This window comes from Sinorhizobium meliloti (assembly GCF_017876815.1).
GTDB lineage: Bacteria > Pseudomonadota > Alphaproteobacteria > Rhizobiales > Rhizobiaceae > Sinorhizobium > Sinorhizobium meliloti.
The window spans coordinates 1,195,488-1,222,211 of record NZ_JAGIOS010000002.1 but is presented as its reverse complement, the minus strand read 5'-3'; the positions used below and the strand labels follow the sequence as shown (position 1 = coordinate 1,222,211).

General features: G+C 62.7%; 25 protein-coding genes. 4 read left to right on the top strand and 21 right to left on the bottom strand.

What is annotated here, in order from left to right; all coding sequences use genetic code 11:
* The 16 genes from JOH52_RS24645 to ehuR form a co-directional block, all read right to left on the bottom strand.
* Window positions 1-1,044 (bottom strand): L-idonate 5-dehydrogenase, encoded by a 1,044-nt coding sequence (locus JOH52_RS24645; protein WP_014530716.1) that lies wholly within the window; start codon window positions 1,042-1,044, stop codon window positions 1-3.
* A gap of 14 nt (window positions 1,045-1,058) precedes the next feature.
* Window positions 1,059-2,465 (bottom strand): TRAP transporter large permease, encoded by a 1,407-nt coding sequence (locus tag JOH52_RS24640; protein ID WP_003525903.1) that lies wholly within the window; start codon window positions 2,463-2,465, stop codon window positions 1,059-1,061.
* A gap of 5 nt (window positions 2,466-2,470) precedes the next feature.
* Window positions 2,471-3,043 carry a TRAP transporter small permease gene (locus JOH52_RS24635; protein ID WP_003525902.1) on the bottom strand — a complete coding sequence of 191 codons (573 nt, stop codon included), beginning with the start codon at window positions 3,041-3,043 and terminating at the stop codon, window positions 2,471-2,473.
* A 67-nt stretch (window positions 3,044-3,110) separates the two neighbouring features.
* Entirely contained in the window at window positions 3,111-4,085 is a 975-nt protein-coding gene (locus JOH52_RS24630; RefSeq protein ID WP_003525901.1) for a sialic acid TRAP transporter substrate-binding protein SiaP, read from the bottom strand.
* A 39-nt stretch (window positions 4,086-4,124) separates the two neighbouring features.
* Window positions 4,125-4,925 (bottom strand): FadR/GntR family transcriptional regulator, encoded by an 801-nt coding sequence (locus tag JOH52_RS24625; RefSeq protein WP_013849962.1) that lies wholly within the window; start codon window positions 4,923-4,925, stop codon window positions 4,125-4,127.
* A gap of 194 nt (window positions 4,926-5,119) precedes the next feature.
* On the bottom strand, window positions 5,120-6,394 hold the full coding sequence (locus JOH52_RS24620; RefSeq protein ID WP_003525898.1) for an MFS transporter: 1,275 nt from the start codon (window positions 6,392-6,394) through the stop codon (window positions 5,120-5,122).
* A 397-nt stretch (window positions 6,395-6,791) separates the two neighbouring features.
* A complete protein-coding gene (gene doeB, locus JOH52_RS24615; protein ID WP_014530717.1) occupies window positions 6,792-7,802 on the bottom strand; it encodes a N(2)-acetyl-L-2,4-diaminobutanoate deacetylase DoeB in 1,011 nt (336 codons plus the stop codon).
* Window positions 7,803-7,806: 4 nt separating this feature from the next.
* Complete coding sequence (gene doeA, locus JOH52_RS24610) at window positions 7,807-8,988, bottom strand: ectoine hydrolase DoeA (protein WP_014530718.1); 1,182 nt, start codon at window positions 8,986-8,988, stop codon at window positions 7,807-7,809.
* 44 nt (window positions 8,989-9,032) lie between these two features.
* Window positions 9,033-10,022: an ectoine utilization protein EutC gene (gene eutC, locus JOH52_RS24605; RefSeq protein ID WP_014530719.1), complete on the bottom strand. Its 990-nt coding sequence runs from the start codon at window positions 10,020-10,022 to the stop codon at window positions 9,033-9,035.
* On the bottom strand, window positions 10,019-11,023 hold the full coding sequence (eutB, locus tag JOH52_RS24600; protein WP_014530720.1) for a hydroxyectoine utilization dehydratase EutB: 1,005 nt from the start codon (window positions 11,021-11,023) through the stop codon (window positions 10,019-10,021). Before eutB ends, eutC begins: the two co-directional genes overlap by 4 nt.
* Window positions 11,020-11,805 (bottom strand): ectoine utilization protein EutA, encoded by a 786-nt coding sequence (gene eutA, locus JOH52_RS24595; protein WP_014530721.1) that lies wholly within the window; start codon window positions 11,803-11,805, stop codon window positions 11,020-11,022. The genes eutB and eutA overlap by 4 nt, the downstream gene beginning before the upstream one ends.
* The gene (ehuD, locus tag JOH52_RS24590) at window positions 11,805-12,467 is read right to left on the bottom strand and encodes an ectoine/hydroxyectoine ABC transporter permease subunit EhuD (protein ID WP_014530722.1); all 663 of its coding nucleotides are present in this window, start codon (window positions 12,465-12,467) and stop codon (window positions 11,805-11,807) included. Before ehuD ends, eutA begins: the two co-directional genes overlap by 1 nt.
* Window positions 12,468-12,469: 2 nt before the next feature.
* Complete coding sequence (gene ehuC / locus JOH52_RS24585) at window positions 12,470-13,129, bottom strand: ectoine/hydroxyectoine ABC transporter permease subunit EhuC (RefSeq protein ID WP_003525889.1); 660 nt, start codon at window positions 13,127-13,129, stop codon at window positions 12,470-12,472.
* Window positions 13,130-13,231: 102 nt separating this feature from the next.
* Window positions 13,232-14,083: an ectoine/hydroxyectoine ABC transporter substrate-binding protein EhuB gene (gene ehuB, locus JOH52_RS24580; protein ID WP_014530723.1), complete on the bottom strand. Its 852-nt coding sequence runs from the start codon at window positions 14,081-14,083 to the stop codon at window positions 13,232-13,234.
* A gap of 58 nt (window positions 14,084-14,141) precedes the next feature.
* A complete protein-coding gene (gene ehuA / locus JOH52_RS24575) occupies window positions 14,142-14,927 on the bottom strand; it encodes an ectoine/hydroxyectoine ABC transporter ATP-binding protein EhuA (RefSeq protein ID WP_013849969.1) in 786 nt (261 codons plus the stop codon).
* A gap of 170 nt (window positions 14,928-15,097) precedes the next feature.
* Complete coding sequence (gene ehuR, locus JOH52_RS24570; protein ID WP_020479480.1) at window positions 15,098-16,483, bottom strand: MocR-like ectoine utilization transcription factor EhuR; 1,386 nt, start codon at window positions 16,481-16,483, stop codon at window positions 15,098-15,100.
* 104 nt (window positions 16,484-16,587) lie between these two features.
* Here ehuR and JOH52_RS24565 point away from each other — a divergent pair, with 104 nt between their 5' ends.
* From JOH52_RS24565 to JOH52_RS24550, 4 genes are all read left to right on the top strand, one after another.
* Entirely contained in the window at window positions 16,588-17,082 is a 495-nt protein-coding gene (locus JOH52_RS24565; protein ID WP_003525883.1) for an Lrp/AsnC family transcriptional regulator, read from the top strand.
* A gap of 163 nt (window positions 17,083-17,245) precedes the next feature.
* Entirely contained in the window at window positions 17,246-18,742 is a 1,497-nt protein-coding gene (locus tag JOH52_RS24560) for an NAD-dependent succinate-semialdehyde dehydrogenase (protein WP_014530725.1), read from the top strand.
* A gap of 119 nt (window positions 18,743-18,861) precedes the next feature.
* Window positions 18,862-20,238, top strand: a complete 1,377-nt coding sequence (locus JOH52_RS24555) for an aspartate aminotransferase family protein (protein WP_003525879.1) — start codon at window positions 18,862-18,864, stop codon at window positions 20,236-20,238.
* 11 nt (window positions 20,239-20,249) lie between these two features.
* Complete coding sequence (locus tag JOH52_RS24550) at window positions 20,250-21,323, top strand: alcohol dehydrogenase family protein (RefSeq protein ID WP_014527483.1); 1,074 nt, start codon at window positions 20,250-20,252, stop codon at window positions 21,321-21,323.
* Window positions 21,324-21,699: 376 nt separating this feature from the next.
* On the opposite strand, the gene JOH52_RS24545 is transcribed toward JOH52_RS24550, so the two are convergent.
* From JOH52_RS24545 to ugpB, 5 genes are all read right to left on the bottom strand, one after another.
* The gene (locus tag JOH52_RS24545) at window positions 21,700-22,326 is read right to left on the bottom strand and encodes a glutathione S-transferase family protein (RefSeq protein WP_013849973.1); all 627 of its coding nucleotides are present in this window, start codon (window positions 22,324-22,326) and stop codon (window positions 21,700-21,702) included.
* A gap of 120 nt (window positions 22,327-22,446) precedes the next feature.
* Complete coding sequence (locus tag JOH52_RS24540; RefSeq protein WP_014530726.1) at window positions 22,447-23,496, bottom strand: sn-glycerol-3-phosphate import ATP-binding protein UgpC; 1,050 nt, start codon at window positions 23,494-23,496, stop codon at window positions 22,447-22,449.
* Window positions 23,496-24,344: a sn-glycerol-3-phosphate ABC transporter permease UgpE gene (gene ugpE / locus JOH52_RS24535; RefSeq protein WP_015008542.1), complete on the bottom strand. Its 849-nt coding sequence runs from the start codon at window positions 24,342-24,344 to the stop codon at window positions 23,496-23,498. Before ugpE ends, JOH52_RS24540 begins: the two co-directional genes overlap by 1 nt.
* A gap of 8 nt (window positions 24,345-24,352) precedes the next feature.
* Window positions 24,353-25,234, bottom strand: a complete 882-nt coding sequence (ugpA, locus tag JOH52_RS24530; protein ID WP_014530728.1) for a sn-glycerol-3-phosphate ABC transporter permease UgpA — start codon at window positions 25,232-25,234, stop codon at window positions 24,353-24,355.
* A gap of 117 nt (window positions 25,235-25,351) precedes the next feature.
* The gene (gene ugpB, locus JOH52_RS24525; RefSeq protein WP_014530729.1) at window positions 25,352-26,644 is read right to left on the bottom strand and encodes a sn-glycerol-3-phosphate ABC transporter substrate-binding protein UgpB; all 1,293 of its coding nucleotides are present in this window, start codon (window positions 26,642-26,644) and stop codon (window positions 25,352-25,354) included.
* Window positions 26,645-26,724: the final 80 nt, after the last annotated feature.

Here is a 26,724-nt window from a genome sequence, read left to right as displayed (position 1 = left end):
TCAGGAAAGAAATGTCAGCTGCACCTTGCATGCAGTGGATCGATCGCCGGCCTGCTCGAAGGCCCGAACCGCCTCGTCGACCGGAAACTGATGGGAAATGATCGGCCGCACGTCGATTCGGCGATCCGAGATGAGCGCGACCGCAAGGGCGAATTCCCCGTCGAACCGCTGCGATCCGACGAGCCGCAACTCCTTGCCGACCAGCGCATGGAGCGGCAGGGTGATTTCGCCCGTCACGCCGACCTGCACGATCGTGCCGCGCGGCCGAACTGCCGCGACCGCGCCGCGTAGTGCCGGCTCGGCGGCCGAGCATTCGAAGGCCACGTGGAACTTGCCCTTGTCGGCCTCGTAGGCGGCAAGCCCGGCCGGATCGCGACGGACATTGACGATGCGGGTCGCTCCCATGGCCTTGGCCCTGTCGAGTGCCGCATCGGCCAGATCCGTCACGACGATCTCATCGGCGCCCGCATGGCGCGCCGCCGCCACCACGAGCGCGCCGATCGGCCCCGCTCCGGTGACGAGTACCTTCTTTCCCCTGATTTCGTCCGCCTGGGCGACCGCGTGAAGGCAGACCGCCAGCGGCTCGGCGCAGGCTGCCTCGCCGGGGCTCACCTGCGAGCCCGCGGGATAACATTGGACGGCCGGAACCACCAGCCAGTCGCGGAACATGCCCTGCGTGTGGGGGAGACGCATTGCACTGCCCAGGAAGCGCATGTCGAGGCAATGGACAGGAAGTCCTTCCCCGCAAAAGCGACAGGTCCCGCAAGGCTGGCTCGGATTGACCGCCACAAGGTTGTCGATAGCAAGGTCGGAGACGCTGGCCCCGAGCGCCGCGACGCGTCCCGAGGCCTCGTGGCCGGGTATGATCGGCTCACGAACCCGGACGGGGCCGAATCCTCCGTCCTGGTAATAGTGAAGATCCGAGCCGCAGATGCCGCCTGCGGCCATCTTCAACAGCACCTCGCCATCCCCCGGTGCGGGAACGTCGGCGACCTCCAGCCGAAGATCGCGTGGGCCGTAAAGCCGGGCAAGGCGTGTGCGCATGGGTGCTCCCGACATCAGCGGATCAGTCCAACGGACTGCGGCAGCCACAATACGACAGCCGGAACGAAGGTGATCAGAATGAGAGCGATGAACAGCGGCACGAGCCACGGCAGGATCGCCATCGTCGTCCGTTCGACCGAGAGCTTCGCCACCCGCGACAGCACGAAGAGCACCATGCCGAGCGGAGGGTGAAGCAGGCCGATCATCAGGTTGAGCGTCATGATCAGGCCGAAATGCACGGGATCGATTCCGAACTGGGCGGTCAATGGCAGAAGGATGGGCACCAATATGGTGATCGCTGCGATCGTATCGAGAAAACAGCCGACGAAGAGCATCAGAAGGTTCACCAGGATAAGGAAAACCCATTTATTGTCGGTGATCGTCAGGATCGCCCCGGAGAGCATCTGCGCCGCCTGACTGACCGTCAGGAGCCATGCGAAGATCGACGCCGCCGTGACGATGAAGAGCACTGATGCCGTCGTCTCGATCGTGTCGAAGGTTGCCCGGGCGAGCGTCGACAACGTCATCGTGCGGTAGCGTACCAGACCCAGGAACAGCGACCAGATCACAGCGGCGACGGCCGCTTCCGTCGGCGTGAACCACCCCATGGTCATGCCGCCGATCAGAATGATGGGTGTCATCAGCGCCATGACGGCGGAAAAGTCGAAATACCAGTCGAGGGCAAGCAGCACCACGAGCGCGATGCCGACCGCAAGGTTCATCGACAGTCCGGCCGCCATCAGAAGATAGATGAAGAGCGGTACGGCAAGCACGACGACGACCTCGAGCGAGGCCGCCAGCAGCCGCTTCATTTCGAAAGGCGTATCCGAGCCCCAGCCGCGCTTATAGGCGAAGACCGCCACCGTCAGCATCATCAGCACCGTCATGACCACGCCCGGCACGACACCGGCCATGAACAGCGCGCCGATCGAGACGTTCGCCATCATGCCGTAGATGACGAAAGGCAGCGACGGGGGGAAGATCGGGCCAAGTGTCGCCGAGGCGGCGGTGACGCCGACCGCCGCATCGATTGGATAGCCGTGATCCTTCATGGCCTTGATCTCGATTGTGCCGATGCCGGCGGCGTCCGCAAGCGCGGTGCCCGACATGCCGGAGAAGATCACCGAGCCGACGATGTTGACCTGTGCCAGCCCGCCCTTCATCCAGCCGACGAGGGCGACCGCGAAGGAATAGATGCGGCCGGTGACGCCGGCGGAGTTCATGAGATTGCCGGCGAGGATGAAAAAAGGCACCGCGAGCAGCGGAAAGCTTTCGACGCCGGCAATCATCCGCTGCGCCGCGATGATGTCGGGGGCGACATTGTAGGAGACCAGATAGAGCACCGACGCTGCGGCCATGGAGATGGCGACGGGGACGCCGACCAGCATGAGTACGAGAAAGGAACCGACGAGCAGGAGCATGGGGATCAGTCCTCGACCTTGTGGAATTCCTCGGGCTTTTCGAGAACCGAATAGCCGCGGCGCTGATTGGCCACGAAGACCTGGATGGAGCGGATCAGCATCAGCACGAAACCGGCCATCACGCTATAGAAGACGATGTTGCGCGGCAGGTCTACTGTGACCATGCGTTCGTGGGCGACGATAGCCACGTAGCGCCACATCAGCCAGCAGGCATAGGCGAAGAAGACGATGCGAACGAGATCCACGAAGATCGCCAGGGCTCGGGCGACGGGTAGCGGCAGATAATGATAGAGCACGTCGACCTGGATGTGGCGCGACAGGCGCACGCACATGACGGAGCCCAGAAACACGACGCCGATCAGGCAGTTCGTGGCGATTTCCTCCGTCCAGGCATAGGAATCGTTGAGCACGTAACGGGTGAAGAACTGCAGAAACACGCATCCGGCCATCAGCCAGAAGACGGCGAGCGTCACCCAATCCTCGAAGGCATAGTTGGAGAGATCCGCGGCCGGCGGGGCCTCGTCGAAGGCATGGGCGATTTCTTCTGGCGTCGTTTGCAAATGGACTTCCTGGGACATGGCATCATCCGGCTTCTGGAAAAACGAAACGCCGGCCCGCCATGGAAGGCGAGCCGGCGAGAGTGGTTCACTTGATGGCGCGGATAGCCTCCCAATCTTCCTTGTTGTAGCCGAAGTCTTCGAGCTTCACCTTTTCATTGACGGTCTTCTCGAAGTCGGCCCTGTCGACCTCGGTCACCTCGATGCCGCGCTCCTTGAAGGTGGCGACGAGCTCCTTCTCGCGCTCTTCGATGATCTTGGTGGCACGCACGGCCGCCTCCTGCATCACCTCGGTGAAGATCTGCTTGTCGGCATCGGAGAGCTGCGACCAGAGGTTCTTCGAAACGACCGTGTTCAGATGATCGACGATGTGGCCCGTCAGCACGATATGCTTCTGCACTTCGAAGAACTTTTTCGCCTCGATCGTCGTCAGCGGATTTTCCTGAGCTTCGACGGTGCCGTTCTGGAGCGCGAGATAGACCTCGGCAAAGGCGATCGGCGTGGTGTTGGCACCGCAGGCCCGCGGCATGGCGAGGTAGGCCGGAACATCCGGTACACGCATTTTCAGGCCCTGCATGTCGGCGCATTTGGCGATCGGCCTGTTCGATGTGGTGTGGCGCGTACCGTAATAGGTGACGGCCGTGATGTGGTTGCCCGAAGCCTCCTCATATCCTGCGGCCAGGCGCTTGAATACGTCGCTCTTGGTATAGGCGATCATATGGGCGGGGTCGCGGAAGATATAGGGAAAATAGGTGACGCCGATCGGCGCATGATCGCGGGCGGCGAAGCTCGAGCCCGAAATGATGATATCGACGGTGCCGAGCTTCAGGCCCTGATTGATATCCGCTTCCTTGCCGAGCTGCGACGCCGGGAACACGTCGATCTTGTAACGCCCTTCGGTGCGCTTGGCGATCTCTTCCGCCGCCCAGACGGACTCGGTATGGAACGGCTCCGACGTTTCGTAGACATGGGCCCATTTGAGCGCCGTCTGGGCATGAGCCGATAGGGCTGATGCCAGGATCGTCGCGGTGGCACCGAGTAGCGTCAACAGTCTGATCGTCATCTTTTTCCTCCTCCCAAAGTGAAGTCGTCGCTGTGTGGATTACCGCCCGACGCGCCTCCACGCGGCGGGTATCGTGCTGTCAGATGGCTCCTCTCCGAAGCTCGCGGACAGGCGAAGCTGAGATTGATCGAGATGCGCGCGCATGGCTGCGCGCGCGGCAGCGGGATCCCCGAGTGCGATCGCGTCGCGAATGACGCGATGCTCCTCCATCGCGGCCCTCCAGGTCTCGGTGTTTTCGAAATAGCTCGCGAGCTTTTCGAAATAGGGCGTCATGCGCATGTCGTGGATGCTGCCGACGAAACGGTTCAGCGTCTGATTGGCGATGATGCTCGAAACGATAACGTGAAACTCGCGATCGATCGCAAGCGCGAGGCGGCGATCCTCGAGTGCGGCGGCCATCCGGGCCAGATTGTCGTCGAGAACGGAGATATGCTCCGGGCGTGCCAGCCGGGCCGCTTCCTCGGCGATGGCGCATTCGACCACTGCCCTGGCCCGCAACAATTCGAAGGGACCTTCGAAATCCTCGGGCGGCGCATCGGCCGCAGGCGCCGGACGCGCCGTCACATAGATGCCCGAACCCATGCGGATGTCGATGAAGCCTTCCACCTCGAGGACTATCAATGCTTCTCGGATTGTGGGTCGCGACACGCCGAACATCTGCGCCAGCTCGCGCTCCGCCGGAAGCCGCGAACCGTGCGCCAGTTCGCCCCTTTCGATCAGGGCTCGCATCTGATCCGCCACCTGGCGATAGAGGCGACGCGATTCCACGGCAGAGAACATCATGATCCCCGTTGAGGCGACCTGCGGCCAAGTGGCCAAGTGGTCATACCAATTCCCCATACTTTACTCGTGCTTGCGGTCGAGTCAACGGTGACTGCTGCAGCGCCTCACGACAAGTTCCGCCCTCCACAAAAAATGCCCGGCACTGAATGGCCGGGCAGTAGGCAGGGAATTGGCTATCCCTGCAGGGAAGTGGGTATCGCGACGCATCGATCTGCCGGCCAAGACGGCCGGCGGAGCGTCGATTCGAGTGGCTATCGTGCAAGCGCCCCGGCCGGGACACCTCGGTCGGCCTCGCGCTTGATCTGCCGGATCGAGACATTCATCCAGACCATGGAGACGGCTACGATGACGAAGAGCAGCATGAAGCAGCTGGACCAAAGGCCGGTCACATCCTTGAGGAAGCCGAAGGCGATCGGCAGGACGAAGCCGCCGAGCCCGCCCATCATGCCGACGATGCCGCCGACGGCGCCCACATGGGAGGGATAATAGACGGGTATGTGCTTGTAGACCGCTGCCTTGCCGAGGCTCATGACGAAGCCGAGCACGAAGGTCACGACGACGAAGACGATCGGGGTAACCAGGATCGGCATCGCACCGCCGGCAGCACCTGCAGGTATCGACAGAATGGCCGTTGCGACGGCAGACACGGCGAACATGGCATACATGATCCTGCGGGCGCCGAGCTTGTCGGACAAAGCGCCGCCATAGGCGCGGAAGATACTGCCGGGAATGGAATAGGCGGCGGCGATCATGCCGGCGGTCTCGATGTCGAAACCGTAGACGCCGACGAGATAGCGCGGCAGCCAGAGCGCGAGCGCCACGAAGCCGCCGAAGGCAAAGAAGTAGTAGAGCGAGAAGCGCCAGACCTGAATGTTCTTGAGTGGCTCGAATTCACTCAGGAAGCTCTTCCTTGGTGCACCGACATCGCGGCGGGCGCGGAATTGCGGATCGTCTTCCGTCGAGAACCAGAAGACGACCGCCGTGACGAGAAGCGCGGCCGCCCAGACCTCCGCGACGGCCTGCCAGCCGAAGGCGACGAGAACGAATGGCGCCAGAAATTTCGTGACCGCGGCGCCGACGTTGCCGGCACCGAAAATCCCGAGAGCGGTGCCCTGTTTTTCCGGCGGAAAGAAAGGCGAAACATAGGCGACCCCCACGGCAAAAGAGCCTCCCGCCAGACCGACACCCAGCCCTGCGAGGAGCATCTGCGGATAGGTCGTAGCATAAGCGAGCAGGAAGGTGGCGAGTGCTGCCGCCAGCATGGTGAGCGTGTAGACGAGGCGGCCGCCATAGCGGCTGGTCCAGATGCCCAGGACGATGCGGACGAGCGAGCCCGTCAGGATCGGCATGCCGATCAGGAGCCCGAACTCGGCTTCGCTCAGGCCGAGTTCATCCTTTATGCGCACGCCGATGATCGAAAAAATGGTCCATATGGCGAAACAGACCGTAAATGCACCCGTTGAGACCCACAAAGCGCGTCCTGGTGCGCCCTTATAGGTCGACTGCGTCTGGTGAAGAGCGGACATGATATCTCCCTGCGCGATATCCTCGCGCGATACGCGTCGTTGATCATGGGGAACAGCCGCGAGCAGGCATCGCGCTCACCCAAACGGGCGCATCGATCCTCTCCAGCAACCTTGCTCATGGCGCGCGACATTGGACGCCACCGGTGGTTTGCTCGGGCTCAAAATAATGTATGCAAGCAGCGTGCCAAACCGAAAGCCCCGGAAAGCGGGAGAGAATTCAAAAGTTTATTCGGCGCGGCTTTCATGCACCTTGATGGCATGGTCAAATATTGGGCCGCCCGCCACGCCATGCCCAATTATCGTGCAGGCCGCATTTGCGCTTCGCAGATAGGCAAAGACCCGCCGTACGGAGCAAGTCCGGCGGCGGGTCCCTTGCAAGAAGTCCTACGACTGCGGGTTAAATCTGCACCTCGACACCCAGGACCGCGCAGCAGTCGCCCGACTTGATCAGCCCGGGGTTATGTCGGGCCACCAGAACGCCATCCATCTTGGCTCGAACCTCGATCGGTTCCACGCCCGTGCGTCCGATCGGATAGATTAGCGCGATCGCTGCGCCGCGGTCGACCGCTCCGCCAAGGTCGATGAGGAACTCGACGAGACCGCCATCCTCCGCGAAAGCGAAACAATCCTCGCTCGGCATATCCAGCCATTTGGTGGGTTCCGCCTCGATCTCGCCCTTGAGTATCCCGGCATGCCTCAGCACGTTCGCGACACCGCGCTTTGCGACTGAAGCGGTCCTGGCAGTCGCCGAACCGCCACCGCCGAGCTCCGTCGTGATGAAGATCTTGCCCATCTCCTCGGCCGCGGTGTCGTACATTCCGACCGCGTCGATCTCCAGCATCTTCATGGAATAGGGCGCTCCGAACGCCCGGACGAAGTCGAAAGCTTTCGCTTCCTGGGCCTTGTCGGGCAGAATGTGCGCCGCGCAGAACGGCAGGAAGTCGAGCGTCTTTCCGCCCGAATGAAAATCGAGCACGATGTCTGCGAGCGGCAGCAGGACACGCTGGAAGTAATCCGCGATTTTCTCGGTGACTGTTCCATCCGGCCTCCCCGGGAAACTGCGGTTCATGTTGCCCTTGTCGATCGGTGATGTCCGCGTCTGCGCCTGGAAGGCAGGATAATTCATCGCCGGAACGATGATCACTCTTCCCTCGACGTCGGAAGCATCCAGCTTTCGCGCGAGATCGAAGAGAGCGATCGGCCCCTCGTATTCGTCGCCGTGATTGCCGCCCGTGAGGAGGGCGGTCGGGCCCTCACCGTTCTTGACCACGGTAACCGGAATCATCACCGAACCCCAGGCGGAATCATCGCGGCTATAGGGAAGGCGCAGGAAGCCGTGCTGGACGCCATTGGCCTCGAAATCGACCGTCGCGCTGATCGGCGACGGCCGCAAGTGGTGCTCCCTCATCCTCTCAGTCCTTGACCATCAGCTTGCGCGGCACGGAGGCGAGGCACTCGACACCGCTCTCGGTGATGAGAATGCTCTCGGTGGTTTCGAAGCCCATGTCCTCGAGCCAGAGCCCCGTCATGAAGTGGAATGTCATCCCCGGCTTCAGTTCCGTCTTGTCGCCCGGACGCAGGCTCATCGTGCGCTCGCCCCAATCCGGCGGATAGGAAAGACCGATCGGGTAGCCCGTGCGGTTGTCCTTGACGATCCCGTATTTCTTCAGCACGGCGAAGAAGGCGTTCGCGATGTCCTCGCAGGTGTTGCCGGGTTTGGCGACGGCGAGGCCCGCCTCCATACCCTCGATTGTCGCCTTCTCGGCGTCGAGGAAGGTCTGGGTCGGCTTACCCAGGAACACCGTGCGCGACAGCGGCACGTGATAGCGGTTGTAGCAGCCGGCGATCTCGAAAAAGGTGCCCTCGCCCCGTTTCAACGGCCGGTCGTCCCAGGTGAGATGCGGCGCGGATGCCTCGACGCCGGAAGGAAGAAGCGGCACGATCGCCGGATAATCGCCGCCGATGCCGTCGACGCCGCGCGTGCCCGCATCGTAGATTTCCGCCACGAGGTCGCACTTGCGCATGCCCACTTCGATCTTGTCGAAGATGCGCTGATGCATCGCTTCGACGATCCGCGCCGCGTTGCGCATGTACTTGATCTCGGTCTCGCTCTTGACCGCGCGCTGCCAGTTCACCAGCGCCGTCGCGTCGCTGAAACGCGCATTGGGCAGGTGTTTCTGCAGCGAGGCGAAGGCGGCTGCCGAGAACCAGTAGTTGTCCATTTCGACACCGATGCTGAGCGAACCAAGGCCGCGATCGGCGAGAATGCCCGAGAGATAGTCCATCGGGTGGCGTTCGGTTGACTGCACGTAGTGGTCGGGATAGCCGACGATATTCTTGTGATCGAGATAGGCAGTCAGCTTCGCGCCATTCGCATCCTGGCCGCGGCCGAACCAGATCGGTTCGCCCGAAGGCGGCACGATGACCGCCTGATGCACGTAGAAGGACCAGCCGTCATAGCCGGTGAGCCAGGCCATGTTGGACGGATCGCTCACGATCAGGAGGTCGACGCCTTTCGCCTCCATCGCCTTTCGGGTCTTCGCAAGCCGCGCTTCATATTCCCCAAGGGAGAATTTGAGGTTGGGTTGGGTCATGTCTCTTCCCTCGTTCTTCCGGCCCCGTTCCGGGGAAGCCGGTCTCAACTTTCGAATGTCGTACCTGCGTCCGCCGCGTTGGCCCGCGCGAAGGCGAGCGTGGCGATGGCGGTGTCCTGGACGCCGGTGCCGGTCAGGTCGGCAATGGTGATCTCGTCGGCGCGCGTGCGTCCGGGTTTCAGCCCGGCGATCACCTGGCCGAGTTCGGGGAACTCGGCCTCCGCCGACATGAGATGAGCGGCAATCGCGTGATGCAGCTCTCCGAGCCGGCGCGTCTGTTTGAGGCTGTCGGCGACGTAAGTCGCACGGGCGATCGCGTGCGGATCGATCTCGTTCTTGTGTTCGGCGTCCGAACCCATGGCGGTGACGTGCTGCCCCGGCTCGAGCCATTCGGCTTTGAGGACCGGCGTCCCGGACGGCGTCGTGGTAACGATGATATCGGCGCCAGTGATGGCCGCTCTCGGATCGGTTTCGGCCTTGACCGCAAAGCCGAGCTTCCCGCCAAGCGCAATGGCTGCCGCTTCAGCCTTGGCCGCATCGCGGGCCCAGATCCGCGCTTCCCGGATCGGGCGCACGAGCGCGAGCGCCTCGAGCTGAAGCCTTGCCTGCATGCCGGCGCCGAAGACCGCGGCCACCGAGGAATCTTCCCGCGACAGACGTCTCGCCGCGACCGCCCCTGCCGCCGCCGTCCGCACGTCGGTCAGATAGCCGTTGTCGAGCAGCAGTGCCTGCACCAGCCCGGTTTTGCTGGACAGGAGCACCATCATGCCGTTGGTGCTCGGCAGGCCGATTTTCGGATTGTCGAAGAAGCCCGGGCTGATCTTGATCGCAAAGCCGTCCAGCCCCGGAACATAGGCCGTCTTGACGTCCACCTCGCCGCGATGCTCCGGAATATCGAGCCGCAGGATCGGCGGCATCGCCACCGCCTTGGTGGCGAGAGCGCGAAAGGCATCCTCGACGCAGGCAACCGCTTCGCGATCGAGCGGCACGATGCCGCGCAATTCCGCCTCGGTCAGAATCTTCATCCGTGTCATGCCGCCTCCTCGCGGAATGGGTCCGTTTCGCCGTTCATCACGCGCAGGTGCAGGTCCATGTCGACGTTGCGCCCCGAGATAATAACCGCGATGGGGCCGTCGATGTCCTTGATCTTGCCGGCGAGAAGCGCCGAAATGCCGACGGCGCCCGCCCCTTCGACGATCTCGCGCTCCTCGGCATAGGCGTGGCGCATGCCGGCGGCGATCTCGGCTTCCGTCAGGAGGATTATGTCGTCGAGGAGCTCCCGGCACATGCGGAATGTGACGCGATTGTCGAGGCCGATGCCGCCGCCGAGAGAATCCGCAAGGCTCGGCTGTTCATCGACGACCACGGGTCCGCCGGCGGCGAAGCTCGCCTTCATCGCCGCACCGCGCTCCATCGTCAGGCCTATGACACGCGTCGCCGGTCTACGCGCCTTGACGGCTGCCGCCACTCCGGCTGCCAGTCCACCACCCGACACCGGTACAAGCACCATGGCAACGTCCGGCATCTGCGCCACGACCTCGAGTCCGAGCGTCCCCTGCCCGGCGACGATCGCCGGATGGTCGAAGGGCGGCACCATCACGAGACCATTTTCCGCAACGAGCCTTTCGACTTCTTCCTGCGCCTCGTCCTGGGAATTGCCGACAATCCGCACATTGGCGCCGAGGCGTCTGATTTCGGAGACCTTGTTCACGGGCACCAGGTGCGACATGCAGATCGTAGCGACCGAGCCTTCCGCCTTTGCCGCATGGGCAAGTGCCCGGCCATGATTGCCGGTCGAGGCCGCGATTACGCCGAGCGCCCGGTCGCCGGCAGAAAGCGAAAGCACTGCATTGGTCGCGCCGCGCAGCTTGAAGCTACCGGTCGTCTGGTGGTGCTCGAGCTTTAAGCCGACCGGCACGCCGCAGAGCTCGCTCAACGAGCCCGACATTGCCAGCGGCGTCGTAAGTACACGGCCGGAAATGCGCCGTGCCGCCACCTCGATGTCGTCGATCGTCACGGGGAGAGAAACGCTCACGGCCTTTCCTCCTCGAGTGGCAGCTCCATCAGCCGTCCGAGTTGGGGGCGTACTTCCCGATCGCCGCAAAGGCGCAGGCAAGTCCAGGCTGTGGCGTAATTGCTGCTGACGACCGGTTTGCCGATTGCCTGCTCGATTTCGGCGATGACGCCTGCCGCACGAACAGCAGTGCAGGAAATGAAAAGCGCGTCCGATGCCGGCGCTGCGGCTTCCTTCGCGAAGGCCACGATCTCCTTTGGGCTGATCCGCGCCATCTCGCGGTCGTCGGTGAGACCCAGGCAGGTAAACCCGTCGATTGCGAAGCCGCGCTCGGCGAAATAGTCGGCCATGGGCCGGCTGGTCTCGATCGTGTAAGGGGTGAGCACCGAAATCCTGTTTGCGCTAAGTGCACGCAAGCCTTGGACCGAGGCAGCCGTCGGCGTCACCACGGCCGCCTCCGGCTTTGCGGCCTTGATCGCCGCAGCCACTTCGCTGTCGCCGATGACCACGGAGGCGGAGGTGCAGGAATACATGACGACATCCATGGTCTCGTCCGGCAGGATCAAGGCTGCCGCTTCGGTGAGCGACGGCTGCATCGCCCGCAGATTCTCCGGCGTCACCGGATTGGCATAGGGGATGCGCGTGACATAGACCCCGATCCGGTCCGACGCGACCATGCGCTGGAAATCGACTTCCGTCGTATGGTCCGTGGCGAGGATGACGAGGCCAATCCGCTTATCGAGCGGCCGATCGTCGAGACGCGGCCTGCGCGCCGCAAGCGAGAGGGCGACAGCGGTTCTCATCAGCGCTCCTCCACCCGGGAATAGCGCGCTTCAAGCCAGCGCAAGAAGAAGACCGAGATCAGGCTCATAATCAGGAAGAACACGCCGACCAGCGTCATCGGCTCGATATAGCGATAATTACTGTTGGCGATACTCTTCGCCTGGTTCATCAGTTCGAGCACCGTGATTGCCGAAAGCAGGGGTGTTTCCTTGAACATGGCGATCAGGTAATTGGCGAGTGCCGGTATCATCGGCGGGATCGCCTGAGGCAGGATCACGTGTATCCAGGTCTGGCGGGGCGTGAGGTTCGTCGCCTTGGCCGCTTCCCATTGGCCGCGCGGCACGTTCTCGATGCCGGCACGATAGACCTCGGCGGCATAGGTGCCGTAGTGGATGCCGAGGCCGATGACGCCGGCGACAAGCGCGGGCAGGCGGATTCCGATGTCCGGAAGCACATAGAAGATGAAGTAGAGCTGCACGAGCAGCGGCGTGCCGCGGATGAACTCGACGGCAAAGCTCGTGACACGCGCGATCGGAGTCGGTGCGGTCATCCGCAGGATGGCGAAGACAAGGCCGATCACCGCTGCGACGACCGAGCCGAGCGCCGTCGCGAGGATCGTGATCTTCAGCCCCTCGATGAGGGTCGGCATGATCTGGCGGACGAATTCCCAATCCCATTCCATGGTCAGACCCTCACACCGTCGAGGCCACGCGAAACGCGCCTCTCGAGCCACCGCATGCCGAGCGAGATCAGCCAGGCCATGACGAAGTAAAGCAGCAGGATGGTCGCGAAGGGAATCAGCGTGCTGCCGGTCTGGGCGCGGACCACCTGGGCCTGAAACGTCATGTCGCTGAGCGAGATCAGCGAAACGACCGCCGTTCCCTTCAGGAGCTCGATGGCGTTGTTGCCGAAGGTGGGCAGCATCAGGGGCAGCGCCTGGGGCAGGACGATGTGGCGCATCGCCTGGAAGCGCGTGAGGTTGAGCGCGATGCAGGCCTCGCGCTGCTCGCGGCCGATCGCCTTTACCGCGCCCCGCACGACCTCCGCTCCATAGGCGCCGACATTGAGGCCGAGCGCGAGGACGCCCGCCTGAAGCGGCGTCAACGTTATGCCGGCGAACGGCAATACGAAATAGACCCAGAAGAGCTGCACAAAGATAGAGGTGCCGCGGAAGAACTCGATATAGGTCGTGGCGAGCGCGCGAACGGCCATGAACCGGCTGAGGCGCCCGAGGCCGGCAGCGAAGGCAACCACGACTGCGAGCGCCGAACCCATGAGGGTCAGCTGCACGGTCACCCAGGCGCCCTGCAGGATCAATCCGATATAGCCGGACCAGTCGATCATCGTTTCGTTGTTCCAGTCAGAGTTTAGACTTGGTTGCAGCCGCCCATACCGCCTTCCTCCGCGCGGTGCGAATGGAAGGCGGCGGGAAGCCCCATCCAGGGCTTATTTCGCGGCGCAGAGCTTTTCGCGGGTGGTCGACATCGCAGCCTTGGCCGAGAAACCATAGGGCTCGATGATCTTCGCGAATTCGCCCGACTCCTTCAGCTTGGCGAGCTCGACATCGAAGGCGTCGCGGAGCGCCTCGTCGCCCTTCCTGAAGGCGGCGCCGTCGCAATAGACCGGCGCACCCTCGACGGGGGCCAGCACCTCGACGTTCGGGTCGTTCGCCTTGGAGACGAGATCGTTGATGGAAAGGACCGGCAGCGAGTAGACGTCGATGCGGCCGTCCTGCAGCATCTTCAGGCCGCTCTGGCCATCCGGCACCACAATGACGCGGTCGCGCGGCACGCCGGCTTCGAGCGCCAGCTTCTCCTCGGTACCGCCGCCCGGTGCGCCGATCTTGGCGTCCGGATTATCGGCGATGTCCTTGTAGCTCTTGAGTCCGAGCGGGTTGCCTTTCTTCAGCGCGAAGGCCTCGGCGTCGCAGAGGATCGGCTGCGAATAGGCGACGGCGGCACATCGTTCCGGCTTCATGAAGAGACCGGCGGTGATCGCGTCGTGGCGCCCGGCCTGCAGGCCCGGGATCATCGCGCCGTATTCGGAAATGGAGGCGACGACGTCGGCAACGCCGAGCCGCTTGAAGATCTCGCGGGCGACATCCGGTGCTGCACCGGAGACTTTGCCGTCGGCTCCGACGGCGGTAAAGGGCGGCTCGTTGGCGATGGCGATGCGCGCGAAGCCCTGCTCTTTCAGCTCCTCGAGCTTGTTCTCGTCCGCGGCGGCTGGCGTGGCCGCAGCAACTGCCATCAATGCGGTGGCGCCTGCCGCCATTGCCAGAAAATCTCTCAGTTTCATCGTTCCCAACTCCTCTGTTCTCTCGATGTTTTCCTTGAGGCAATGTCGGCCGTGAGGCTTAGACGCGGTGCCCTGCCGCTATGATCTTGCGCAGGAAAGTCTGTGTGCGCTCCTGCTTGGGATGCCGGAAAATGTCCTCGGGTTTTCCTTCCTCCACGATCTTGCCGCGGTCGAAGAAAAGCACCCGGTCCGCGAAATCATGGGCAAAGCCCATCTCGTGGGTGACGAGCAGCATGGTCATGTCCGTCTCGGACGCGAGCTTGCGCATGACGTTCAGGACCTCCTCGACAAGCTCGGGATCGAGCGCGGAGGTGACCTCGTCGAAAAGCATGATCTTGGGTGAGAGCGCCAGCGCCCGGGCGATCGCAACGCGCTGCTTCTGCCCGCCGGAAAGCTGTGCCGGCATGCTCTTGGCCTTGTCGGCCAGGCCCACCATGTCGAGCAGCTCCATCGCGCGCTTTTCCGCCTGAGCGCGCGCCATGCCCTTGGTCAGCATCGGCGCCAGCGTGACGTTGTCGAGAACGCATTTATGAGGAAACAGGTTGAAATGCTGGAAGACCATGCCGATCTTCTCGCGCATTTTATGGAGATGCCGCTCGTCGGCAGGGACGAGGTTGCCCGCCTTCTTCATGTGATAGAGCTGCTCGCCGTCGACCTGGATGAAGCCGTCGCTGATGGTCTCGAGCGTCATCAGAATGCGAAGGATGGTCGTCTTACCCGAACCGGACGGCCCGATGAGAGCCAGCTTCTCGCCCGGCATCACCTCCATCGACAGGCCGTCGAGCACGGTCAGGGGACCGTATCGCTTGACGATGTTGTCGATGCGAATGATCGGCTGGGACATTCACGCCTCTCCCTTTGAGACTAAAGCGCATGGCGTCGCTCCAAATCGCTGCACACTTCTGGGCGCCATGCGTTAATGTCCTAACGATGATCCGGTTCCCAAATCATGTCAATGTGAATAATAATATCATGACAATTATTCGAAAGGTGCTCAAAAGCTGAGCATTCGCCTCAAATGACGAGCAGCAGCGCCTCAGGCTCACCGAGCGCAAGAGAGGCGACGATGCCGAGCCCGGACTTCAGCTCCTGCTCGGTCGTCGAGCCGAGCGATATCCTGACCGCCGGACGCCAACCGCTGTCTGCCGTCCGGAAGGACGCACCCGGCGCAATCGCCACCCCGCGCAAGCGCGCCTGGGAAACGAAGGCATCTTCCTGGTGTCCCTCGGGTAGCGGCAGCCAGACATGCAGGCTCTGCGGATGGGTGTGGTGGCCAAGGCTTGCCAGAACCTCCTTGGCGATCGCGTGGCGAGTGGCGAGCGCCCGGCGCTGCCAGTTCACGAGTTCGCTCGCCGTGCCGTCGCTCACCCATTGCGTTGCGATCTCTGCAATCGCGGGGGTCGCCATCCAGTTCGAAACCAGATGCCGGTTGGCGACGGCGGCCACGTAGCGGTCAGGCGCCACCAGATAGCCGATCCGGAGGCCCGGCACGGTGATCTTGGTGAAGCTCGTCACATAAAGCGTGCGCTCCGGCGCCAGTGCGGCGACCGGGGGCAAACGTTCCTCCACCAGGGGACCGAGAATGTCGTTTTCGATGATGGCGATGTCATGCCGGCGCGCCACCTCCGCCAGCGCTGCCCGCCGCCCGGCGCTCATCAGGGTCGCGGTCGGGTTGATTACCGAGGGCTGCAGGAAGACCGCTCGGATCACGCCCTTGCGGCAGGCTTCGTCCAGCGCATCCGGGATCATGCCGTCGCCGTCTATCGCGAGACCCTGAAGGTGGATGCCGAGATAGGTCGAAAGCGGCACGAGCGTATGATGGCTGATGGCCTCCGTCGCGACCGTCGAACCGGGCGGTGCGACACTCATCAGCGCCACGGTCATGGCCGAGGTGGCGCCGTTCGTCAGGTTGATGTTTAGCGGCGAAACATCGAGCCCGCAGCGCAAGAGCCATTCTGCCGCGACATTGCGGTGACGCGGGAACACCATGTTCGGGCGGAAGGAAAGCGCCGAGCTCGGCGGCAGGTTCTCCGCAAGCCAGGCAAAACCCTGCCGCATCTTTTCCAGATGGTATTGCTCGCATACGGGTTTCAGGATCGAAAGATCGATCAATTCGCCAAGGCGCTCCGGCAGATAGGGCGGCTCCGGCTCGCGCGGCCGCGTCTGCACGAAGCTGCCGCGTCCGACCTCGCCGGATATCAAGCCGCGCCGGATGAGCTCGTCATAGGCGCGGCTCACCGTCTGCACCGAGAGCTTCAGATCGTCGGCGAGCTTGCGATGCGTCGGCAGCCGCATGCCGTTCTGGAGTCTCCCCTCCTGTATGGCGCGGGCGAACTGGTCCGCCAGAGAGAGATAGGCGGGGCGGCGCAGAAGTGTCGTGTCGGGCGTCCAATTTGTCATGATTTGAACAGTGATCAAAATCAGCTCAATTGACAATGTAAAAGTGAGCACCCAATGTCATTTCCCGGCTTTGACGTGACCACTACCGACGGAAGGACCTCTTAATGAAGCTCGATGCGATCGATCTGCGGATCCTCGAAGCGATCCAGGCCGACGGGCGTATCACCAAGCTCGCGCTCGCCGAGAAGGCCGGCCTGTCGCCGACGCCCTGCTGGATGCGGCTCAGAAAGCTGGAGAAAGCCGGCATCGTCACCGGCTATCACGCCCGCGTTGCGCTGCGCCGCGTGGCGCCGGTCGCCAGCGTCATGATGGAGGTGACGCTCGGCAATCACCGCCAGGCTGATTTCGATCGGTTCGAGCGCGCCATCGCCGCAATTCCCGAGATCGTCGCCTGCTGGTCGGTCGGCGGCGGGGTGGACTATATCCTCAAGATCATGACGGCGGACATCGACGCCTACCAGCGGCTGGTCGACGGGCTGCTCGAAAGGGAACTCGGTATCGACCGCTATTTCACGTACATCGTCACGAAGACGGTAAAGGAAGAAACGGTGCTGCCGTTCGGCTCGCTGTTGCCGCAGGCGCCGGCAGGGCAGGAATAGTCGGCAGAGGGTGTAGCCACCCCCTTCGCATCGGCACGCCACATAGACAATCTCTCTCCCTGTTGCCCCCACTTTGGTCAAACTCTCTCCGCCGTCACCGCCGATTGGACAATCTCTCTCGACAACCATGGCACTCTTTCCGCAACAGTCGAGGAGAACCGATATGACCGCCGTCTTTGCGCGCACAGCCTTTCACGACGCGTTGAAAAACCTGAACGACCGGCAATTGCTGCGGGAGCTGGCCTATGTCGGCGGCCGATGGGTTGCCGGGCGGGACGGTACATGCCTGGAGGTGAGCGACCCGACCAGCGGCGCTGCCCTCGCCTTCGTCGCCTCGCTCGACGCTGCCCAGACCTCCGAGGCGATCGACGCGGCGCAAAAGGCATTCAGGTCCTGGCGCAACATGCTGCCGCAGGCGCGCGCCGCCATCCTGCGCAAATGGCACGACCTGATGCTCGAAGCCCGCGAGGATCTCGCCCTGTTGATGACCCTTGAACAGGGCAAGCCGCTTGCCGAGTCGCGCGGCGAGATCGACTACGCGGCATCCTTCATCGAGTGGTATGCTGAGGAAGGCAAACGCCTCAATGCCGAAAGCGTGACGAGTCATCTTGCCGGGGCCGAAATGATCGTGCGCCGCGAAGCGCTCGGCGTCGTAGGCATCGTCACGCCCTGGAATTTCCCTTCGGCGATGATCACCCGGAAGGCGGCCGCCGCCCTTGCCGCAGGCTGCACCGTGGTGGCGCACCCATCCTCCGAAACCCCTCTTTCGGCTCTCGCGCTCGCCGAACTCGGCGAGCGCGCCGGCCTTCCCGCAGGCGTCTTCAATGTCGTCACCGGCAAAGCCGCAACGATCGTCGGACGAATGTGCGAGGACGCGCGGGTGCGCGCCATGAGCTTCACCGGCTCCACCGAGATCGGCCGGCTGATCGCCTCCCAATGTGCGCCGACGATGAAGCGGCTGGTGATGGAGCTCGGCGGGCATGCCCCCCTCATCGTCTTTGCGGATGCGAATGTCGAGAAAGCCGCCGATATTGCGATCGCCGCGAAGTTCGCGACGTCAGGACAGGACTGCCTTGCCGCCAATCGGATCTACGTCGAGCGGCCCGTACTCAAGGCATTCCAGGAAGCTTTTGCCGCACGAATTGCCGGCTTGAAAGTCGGTTCCGGGATGGAGCCGGATACGGATATCGGTCCGCTGATGCACGAACGCGCCGTCGCCAAGGTCGAGGAACAGGTTGCGGATGCTCTGAAGCTGGGCGCCGGGCTTGCCGTCGGCGGCAAGCGCCACGCCGCCGGGCCGCTCTTCTTCCAGCCCACCCTTCTAACGGATGTGCCCGACGACGCGCTGATCATGCGCGAGGAGACCTTCGGCCCCGTTGCGGCCGTAACCGCCTTCGACAGCGAAGAGGAAGTAGTCGCGCGGGCGAACGACACGGAATACGGGCTCGTCGCCTATGTCGTGACCGAAAACGGCGCCCGCCAGATGCGGCTCGCCCGCGCCCTCGAATACGGCATGGTGGCAGTCAATCGGGTGAAGATCACCGGCGGCCCGATCCCCTTCGGCGGGTGGAAACAATCGGGCCTCGGCCGGGAAGGCTCCCGCCATGGCATGGAGGCCTTCACCGAGCTCAAATATCTATGCATCGACACCGCTGCCTGACCTGAGCGATTCCGGCAACACTGCGCAGCGGTTTTGCGTCTGGAATTGTGCGAAAACAACAGGATAGAGCGTTTTCGCGGTTCGGCCGAAATGCTCCGGATTTCATGAAAGGAAAGACCATGCTCGAAAGAAGCAACGAACTCACCGCCTGGGACCGCGACCACTTCTTCCATCCCTCGACCCATATGGGGATGCATGCGCGTGGCGAGACCCCGACCCGCGTGATCGGCGGCGGCGAAGGCGTCTACATCACCGATATTTCCGGCAAGCGCAGCCTCGATGCCTTTGCCGGCCTCTATTGCGTCAATGTCGGCTACGGCCGCCAGAAGATCGCCGACGCGATTGCCGAACAGGCGAAGAACCTCGCCTACTACCACGCCTATGTGGGCCATGGCACTGAAGCGTCGATCCGGCTTTCCAAGATGATCATCGACCGGGCGCCGGAAGGCATGAGCCGAGTCTATTTCGGGCTTTCGGGCTCCGACGCCAACGAAACCAACATCAAGCTGATCTGGTACTACAACAACATTCTCGGCCGCCCGGAAAAGAAGAAGATCATCTCGCGTTGGCGCGGCTATCACGGCTCGGGCGTGATGACCGGTTCGCTGACCGGCCTTCATCTCTTCCACAACGCCTTCGACCTGCCGCGGGCGCCGATCCTGCACACGGAAGCGCCCTACTACTTCCGCCGTCCCGATCGCTCGATGAGCGAAGAGCAATTCTCGCAGTATTGTGCCGACAAGCTGGAAGAGATGATCCTCGCCGAAGGTCCCGACACCGTTGCCGCCTTCATCGGCGAGCCGATCCTCGGCACCGGCGGCATCGTGCCGCCGCCGAAGGGCTATTGGGAGAAGATCCAAGCCGTCCTCCAGAAATACGATATCCTGCTGGTCGCCGACGAGGTGGTCACCGGCTTCGGCCGTCTCGGCACCATGTTCGGTTCCGACCATTACGGCATCAAGCCGGACCTGATCACCATCGCCAAGGGCCTGACCTCGGCCTATGCGCCGCTTTCCGGCACGATCGTCTCCGACAAGCTCTGGCAGGTGCTGGTGAAGGGCTCGGACGAACTCGGCGCAATCGGCCATGGCTGGACCTATTCGGCCCATCCGATCTGCGCCGCCGCCGGCATCGCGAACCTGGAACTGATCGACGAACTCGGCATCGTCGAGAATGCCGGTTCGACGGGCGCCTATTTCCGGGCCGAACTGCAAAAGGCCGTGGGCGATCATCGCCATGTCGGCGAAGTGCGTGGCGACGGCCTGATGGCGGCGATCGAGTTCGTCGAGGACCGCGACGATCGCGCCTTCTTCGATCCGGGCCGCAAGGTCGGACCGCAGGTCGCAGCAGCGCTCCTCGAACGTGGTGTCATCGGCCGGGCCATGCCGCAGGGCGACATTCTCGGCTTCGCGCCGCCGCTCTGCCTGACGCGCGACGAAGCCGACATCGTCGTCAAGGCGGCAGCCGACGCCATTCAGTCCGTACTCGGCCGCTGAGGAAAATGCGCATGATGCATTCCGTTCCGAAGACCATGACCGCGGTGCTTTTGACAGGGCACGGCGGATTGGAGAAGCTCGTCTACAGCCGGGACGTACCCGTCCCGGCTCCGGCTGCCGGCGAGGTGCTGATCAGAGTCACTGCCTGCGGCATGAACAATACGGACGTCTGGGTGCGCGAAGGCGCCTATGGGACGGAGGACGATCCGTCCGCCGTCTCGACGTGGCGCCGCCACGGCAATACGCTGACCTTCCCGCGCATTCAGGGCACCGACACGGTCGGCCATATCGTTGCCGTCGGCGAGGGCGTCGACCGGGCGCGCATCGGCGAGCGCGTCATGGTCGACTTCTCGATCTACAACCGCGACGACGACAGTCTTGCCGACATCGATTACATGGGTCATGGCCGCGATGGCGGCTATGCCGAATATATGGCGCTTCCGGCCGAAAACGCCCATGTGGTCGCGACCGACCTGACCGATATCGAGCTTGCCACCTTCTGCTGCGCTTATCTTACTGGCGAGCGGATGTTGGAACGGGCGCGGCTTGCCGCCGGCGAGACCGTCCTCGTGACCGGCGCCTCGGGTGGCGTCGGCTCCGCGATCATCCAGCTCGCCCGCGCTCGCGGCGCCGTTCCGATCGCTGTAGCCGGACCGGGCAAGGAAGCGGCGATGCTCGACATCGGCGCGCAAGCCGTCGTGACCCGCGGTCAAGGCGACCTCGCAGAGGCGGTGGAGGCGGCAAGCGGCGGCCGACCGATCGATGTCGTCGCCGATCTCGTCGGCGGTCCCCTCTTCAACGATCTCCTGAAGATCCTGCGCCCGGAAGGCCGCTACACCACCGCCGGCGCGATCGCCGGGCCGGTCGTGCAGCTCGATCTCAGGACGATGTATCTGAAGCAGTTGGAGCTGCACGGATCGAGCCAGGGCAGCCGCGCCGATTTCCGCCGCCTCGTCCGCTATATCGAGGAGAAAAAGATCCGGCCGCTCGTCGGCGGCGTCTATCCGCTATCGGAGTTCCATCGGGCACAAACGGACTTCATGGCGAAGAACTTCGTCGGCAAGCTCGTGGTCGTGCCTGATTAAGGGTACGACGGCGCGGGCGGCAGAGCGGGATGGATCAGCTTGCAGGACGATATACCCCCACTGCCCTGCCGGGCATCTCCCCCACAAGGTAGGGCTTTCGCATATGGCCGATTTCGAGGAATCGAATGGCGAACAGAACGGAATCGCATCGAGAACAAACCCTTCGATGTTCCATGCCTGTTCCGCATATGCGATTCCCCTGCCCCACAAGGGGGGAGAATACAAGCGTTTCACTCTTTGCCCCCACAGCAGGTCCCCGCATACAGGAATCCTTGTTGAGACGCTGAGCGCGCCTCAAATGGTCTCCCCCCTTGTGGGGGAGATGGCCGGCAGGCCAGAGGGGGTGAACCTGCTCTGGATCATTCCTCATCCAGTTCTAACTCTGAAGGCTCGCAAATGCCTCCGCGATCCGTTGCGGCGCCTTGGGGCGCGCATACATCCGCTCGAGATACGCCTTAAGATTTGGAAAGTCATCGAGCAGGCCGTTTTCATTGCCCCAATCCAGAACATAGGCGGTTACGCAATCGGCGATACTTATCCTGTCGCCGACGATAAATTCCCGCCCTTTCATGTGCTGTTCGAGCACCGCTGCCATGGCCAGGAATTCTTCCTTGGCTAGCGCAATGTCTTCCGGCAACCGCTTTTCCTCGGGATAAAGAAACGTGTGCTTAGCCATCCGCCACAGTGGCTGTTCGAGTTCGGTGACCGCGAACAGAGACCAGCGATACGCCTGCGCCCGCTCCTTCAGGTCCGCTGGCATAAGCCCTTTGCCGCCATATTTTTCCGCCAGATACATGACGATCGCGGCAGATTCCGTGAGGACGAAGTCGCCATCGACCAGCACCGGAAGCTTGCCCGCCGGATTGAGCCGCAGGAAGTCGGGGTGATGGGCCTCGCCCGCCACTATGTTGACGGGCACGAACTCGAACTCCGCATCCAGCTCCTGAAGCGCCCAACGGGCGCGAAGCGAGCGCGTCGGACCTAATCCATATAGTTTCATCATTTCGGTTCTCCTGATCTTCCTGATCGTCCAAATGGCCACCTGCAAGGACGTTGGAGGAAAGGCCGTGCCGACAGCGGGTCGCAAAAATTTGGTAAACGGGGTCGCCTTGCCACCCTCGCGCTACAAGCGCCGGCCGGCGGCGTCGAACCAGTGCAGGCTTCCGGCCACCGCTGCGACCTCGACCTCCTCGTCGATCATCATGCGGGAGCGGCCGGCAACCCTGAAGACGAGCGGCTCGCCGTTCGCCAGGGTGCCGTGCACATAGCTTTCGGCGCCGACGAGTTCCACGGCGCCGACGCGCACGCGGGCTCTGAAACGCTCGCCGCCGTCCGTGTCACCGGCGAGGGTAATGTCCTCAGGTCGGATTCCGATTGTCGCAAGCCCCGGCTTCCCGACGAGAGCCGCCGGGGCCGACCAGGCAGCATTGCCGGTATTGAGATCGAGAAGGTTCATCGAAGGCGAGCCGATGAAGGTTGCGACGAATGCCGTCGCCGGGTTCTCGTACAGCTCGATCGGCGTACCGACCTGCTCGATCCTCCCCCCGTTCAGAACCACGAGGCGGTCGGCGAGCGTCATCGCTTCCAGCTGGTCGTGGGTGACGTAGACGCTCGTCGTGCCGAGCGCCCGCTGAAGGCGCTTGATCTCGACGCGCATCTGGACCCTGAGCTTGGCGTCGAGGTTCGAGAGAGGCTCGTCGAACAGGAAGGCGGCAGGCTCCCGGACGATGGCGCGCCCCATGGCCACACGCTGGCGCTGCCCGCCTGAAAGCTGCCGTGGCTTTCGATCCAGGAAGGGCTCAATCTCCAGGGACTTCGCCGCCTTGGCTATGCGGCGCTCGATTTCTTCCTTCGGCGTGTTGCGGTTCTTCAGGCCATAGCTGAGATTCTGACGGACCGTCATATGCGGGTAGAGCGCGTAGTTCTGAAAGACCATAGCAATGTCGCGCTCGGAAGGCTCCAGCCCGTTGACGACGCGGTCGCCGATGGAGACCTCGCCCGACGTGATGCTCTCGAGCCCCGCGATCATCCTCAGCAGCGTCGATTTTCCGCAGCCGGAAGGGCCGACGAGCACGATGAACTCGCCGTCGGCAATCGCAAGCGAAACGCCGCGGATCGCGGCGATGTCGCCGTGATAGGTCTTGTGGACATCCTTGAGAGTGATCGTTGCCATTACTTCTCCGTTTCGACGAGGCCCTTGACGAACCAGCGCTGCATCAGGACGACCACCGCGACAGGCGGGATGATCGCGAGGATGGCGGTCACCATAACGTAGTTCCACGGGGTCGATGCGTCAGTGAAATCGACCATCTTCCTGAGGCCGATGATGATCGTGTTCATCCGGCTGTCATTCGTGACCAGCAGCGGCCAGAGATACTGGGTCCAGCCGTAGATGAAGAGGATCACGAAAAGCGCCGCGATATTGGTCTTTGAAAGCGGCAGCAGAATATCCCGCATGAAGCGGAACGGCCCGGCATTGTCGATGCGCGCCGCTTCCACGAGTTCGCCCGGGATGGTGAGAAAGAACTGCCGGAACAGGAAGGTCGCCGTCGCCGACGCCATCAGGGGAAGCGTCAGTCCCGCATAGGTGTCGATCAGTCCGAGATCGACGATCACCTTATACGTCGGCAGGATCCGCACCTCCACCGGGAGCATCAGCGTGATGAAGATCATCCAGAAGAAGGCCATGCGCAGGCGGAAACGGAAGAACACGATGGCGAAGGCCGAGAGGAAGGAAATGACGATCTTGCCGACGGCGATCGCGATCGCCACCACGAATGTGTTGAACAGCAACCGTTCGAGACTGACGCCGACCACACGCTCGACTCCACCGGAAAGCGCTTCGCTATAATTCTCGGCAAGCCGCGTGCCGGGAACGAGCGGCATAGGCGGCCGGATGATCTCGACCGAGCTCATGCTTGAGGCGACGAAGGTATAATAGATCGGGAAAACCACGATGATGATGCCGATGATCAGCATCAGGTGCCCGATCAGGTTGGAGATGGGGCGCTTTTCAATCATTGGCGATCTCATCCATAGTGGACACGCCTTTCGACGAACCGGAACTGAAAGGCGGTAAGCCCAATGACGATCGCCATGAGGATCACGGACTGGGCCGCGGACGAGCCGAGGTTCAGGTTGACGAAGCCGTCGTTATAGACCTTGTAGACCAAGGTTTCCGTCGCCCTAGCCGGCCCTCCGCCCGTGACCGAGTGGATGATGCCGAACGTATCGAAGAAGGCGTAGACGGTGTTGACCACGAGCAGGAAAAAGGTCGTCGGCGCCAGCAGCGGGAAGATGATCGTCCAGAAACGCCGGGTGCCGCGCGCTCCATCGATCGCCGCCGCTTCGATGAGCGACTTGGGTATGGCCTGGAGCCCGGCGACGAAGAAGAGAAAATTGTAGCTGATCTGTTTCCAGGCCGCTGCAACGACGATCAGCATCATGGCGTGATTGCCGTTCAGCAACGGATCCCAGTGAAAGCCGTTCCGCCTCAGCATATAGGCGAAGGTGCCCATCGCCGGATTGAACATGAAGAGCCACAGCATGCCGGCGACGGCCGGTGCGACGGCATAGGGCCAGATCAGCAGGGTGCGATAGAAGGTCTTCCCGCGCACGACGCGGTCGGCGGCCGTGGCGAGAAGCAGGGCGACGCCCATCGCGAGCAGCGCGGTGAGGACGCTGAAGATCACCGTGACCTTCAGCGAGTTGAGATAATTCGCCTCCGAAAGCACGGCGCTGAAATTGGCAAAACCGACGAAGCCGCTTTTCAGGCCGAACGGGTCTTCACGGATCACCGATTGGTAGAGCGCCTGGCTTGCCGGCCAGAAGAAGAAAACGATCGTCAAGACGATCTGCGGAGCGACGAGCAAGTAAGGGAGGATTTTGTTCGGAAAGACGACACGCTGCACGAGCAATCTCCTGGATCACGATGACCTCGGGGCCGGATCGGCCCGAGATCACGTCAGGGCGGCATGACCGCAGAAAGCCCGACGCCGTCGAACGACGGCGCCGGACACCTGCCTCGATCAATTGCTGATTGCTGCTGCGATTGCGGCGTCGCCGCGTTCGACCGCCTTGTCGAGCGCCGTCTTGGCATCCTGTTGCCCTGACAGCATCGCTTCGAACTCCTCGTTGAGGATGTCCCTAACCTGGGGCAGGTTGACCAGCCGGACGCCCTTCGAGTTTTCGGTCGGCGCCTTGCCCATCATCTGCAGGAGCGGCGTTTCGCGCCCGGGGTTCTTCTCGTAGAAGCCCGACTTCTTCGTTTCCTCGTAGGCGGCCATCGTGACCGGCATATAGCCCGAGATCTGGTGCAGCTTGGCTTGAATCTCGGTCTGGGAAAGGAAGTTGAAGAACTCCGCTACGCCCTTGTATTCCTCGTCCGACTTGCCGGCGAATACCCAGAGGCTCGCTCCGCCGGGGATCGTGTTCTGCGGGCCGTGGCCCTCGTAATAGGGCAACTGGCCGATGCCGTAGTTCACGCCGCTCTTGGCGATGTCGCCGAGACCGCCAGAAGACTCGGTCAGGATGGCACATTCGCCTGAGGTGAAGAGCTGCTTTGCCTCCGAGGTGCGCCCGCCATAGCGGAAGGCGCCGTCCTTGGCGAGATCCGCAATCGCCTGGAAATGTTCCACGTAAAGCGGCGCGTTGATCTGCAGCTTCACGTCGGTTCCGCCGAGGCCGTTTTCATTGGTTCCGTAGGGCACGTTGTTCCAGGCGGCGAAGTTCTCCGTCTGGATCCACGTCAGCCAGGTCGACGTCATTCCGCAAGGCGCCGCACCGCTCGTCTTGATCTTCTTCGCCGCTTCGAAGACTTCCGGCCAGGTCTTCGGCGGGTTGTCGACGTTCAAGCCCGCCTTCTGAAAAGCGTCCTTGTTGTAATAAAGGATGGGCGAGGAGGAGTTGTACGGAAAGGACAGCATCGTTCCGTCCGGCTTCGAATAATAGGCGACGATCCCGGGCAGATACTGCGATTTGTCGAAGGTGAAGCCGCCCTTCTGGAGGATCTCCGCTGCCGGCACGATCGCGCCCTCGGCGGCCATCATCGTGCCGCTGCCGGCATCGAACACCTGAATGATCGCCGGCGGCTGCTTCGACCGGAAAGCCGCGATGCCGGCATTCAGTGTCTCGGGATAGGTGCCCTTGAAGACAGGCACCACCTTGTAGGTGCTCTGGCTCTCGTTGAACTCCTTGGTGAGTTCCTCGATCATTTCGTTATTGGCACCCGTCATTGCGTGCCACCACTGCAGTTCCGTGGCGGCCTGCGCCTGAAAAGCGAAGCCGAATGCAATCGTTGTGGAAATGGAAATCAACCGCATAATATTCTCCTCCCTTGTACTCAACCACACCCGAGACGTTCGCCGACACTCCCGATGTCAAGCAAACGACTCGTTTCCTC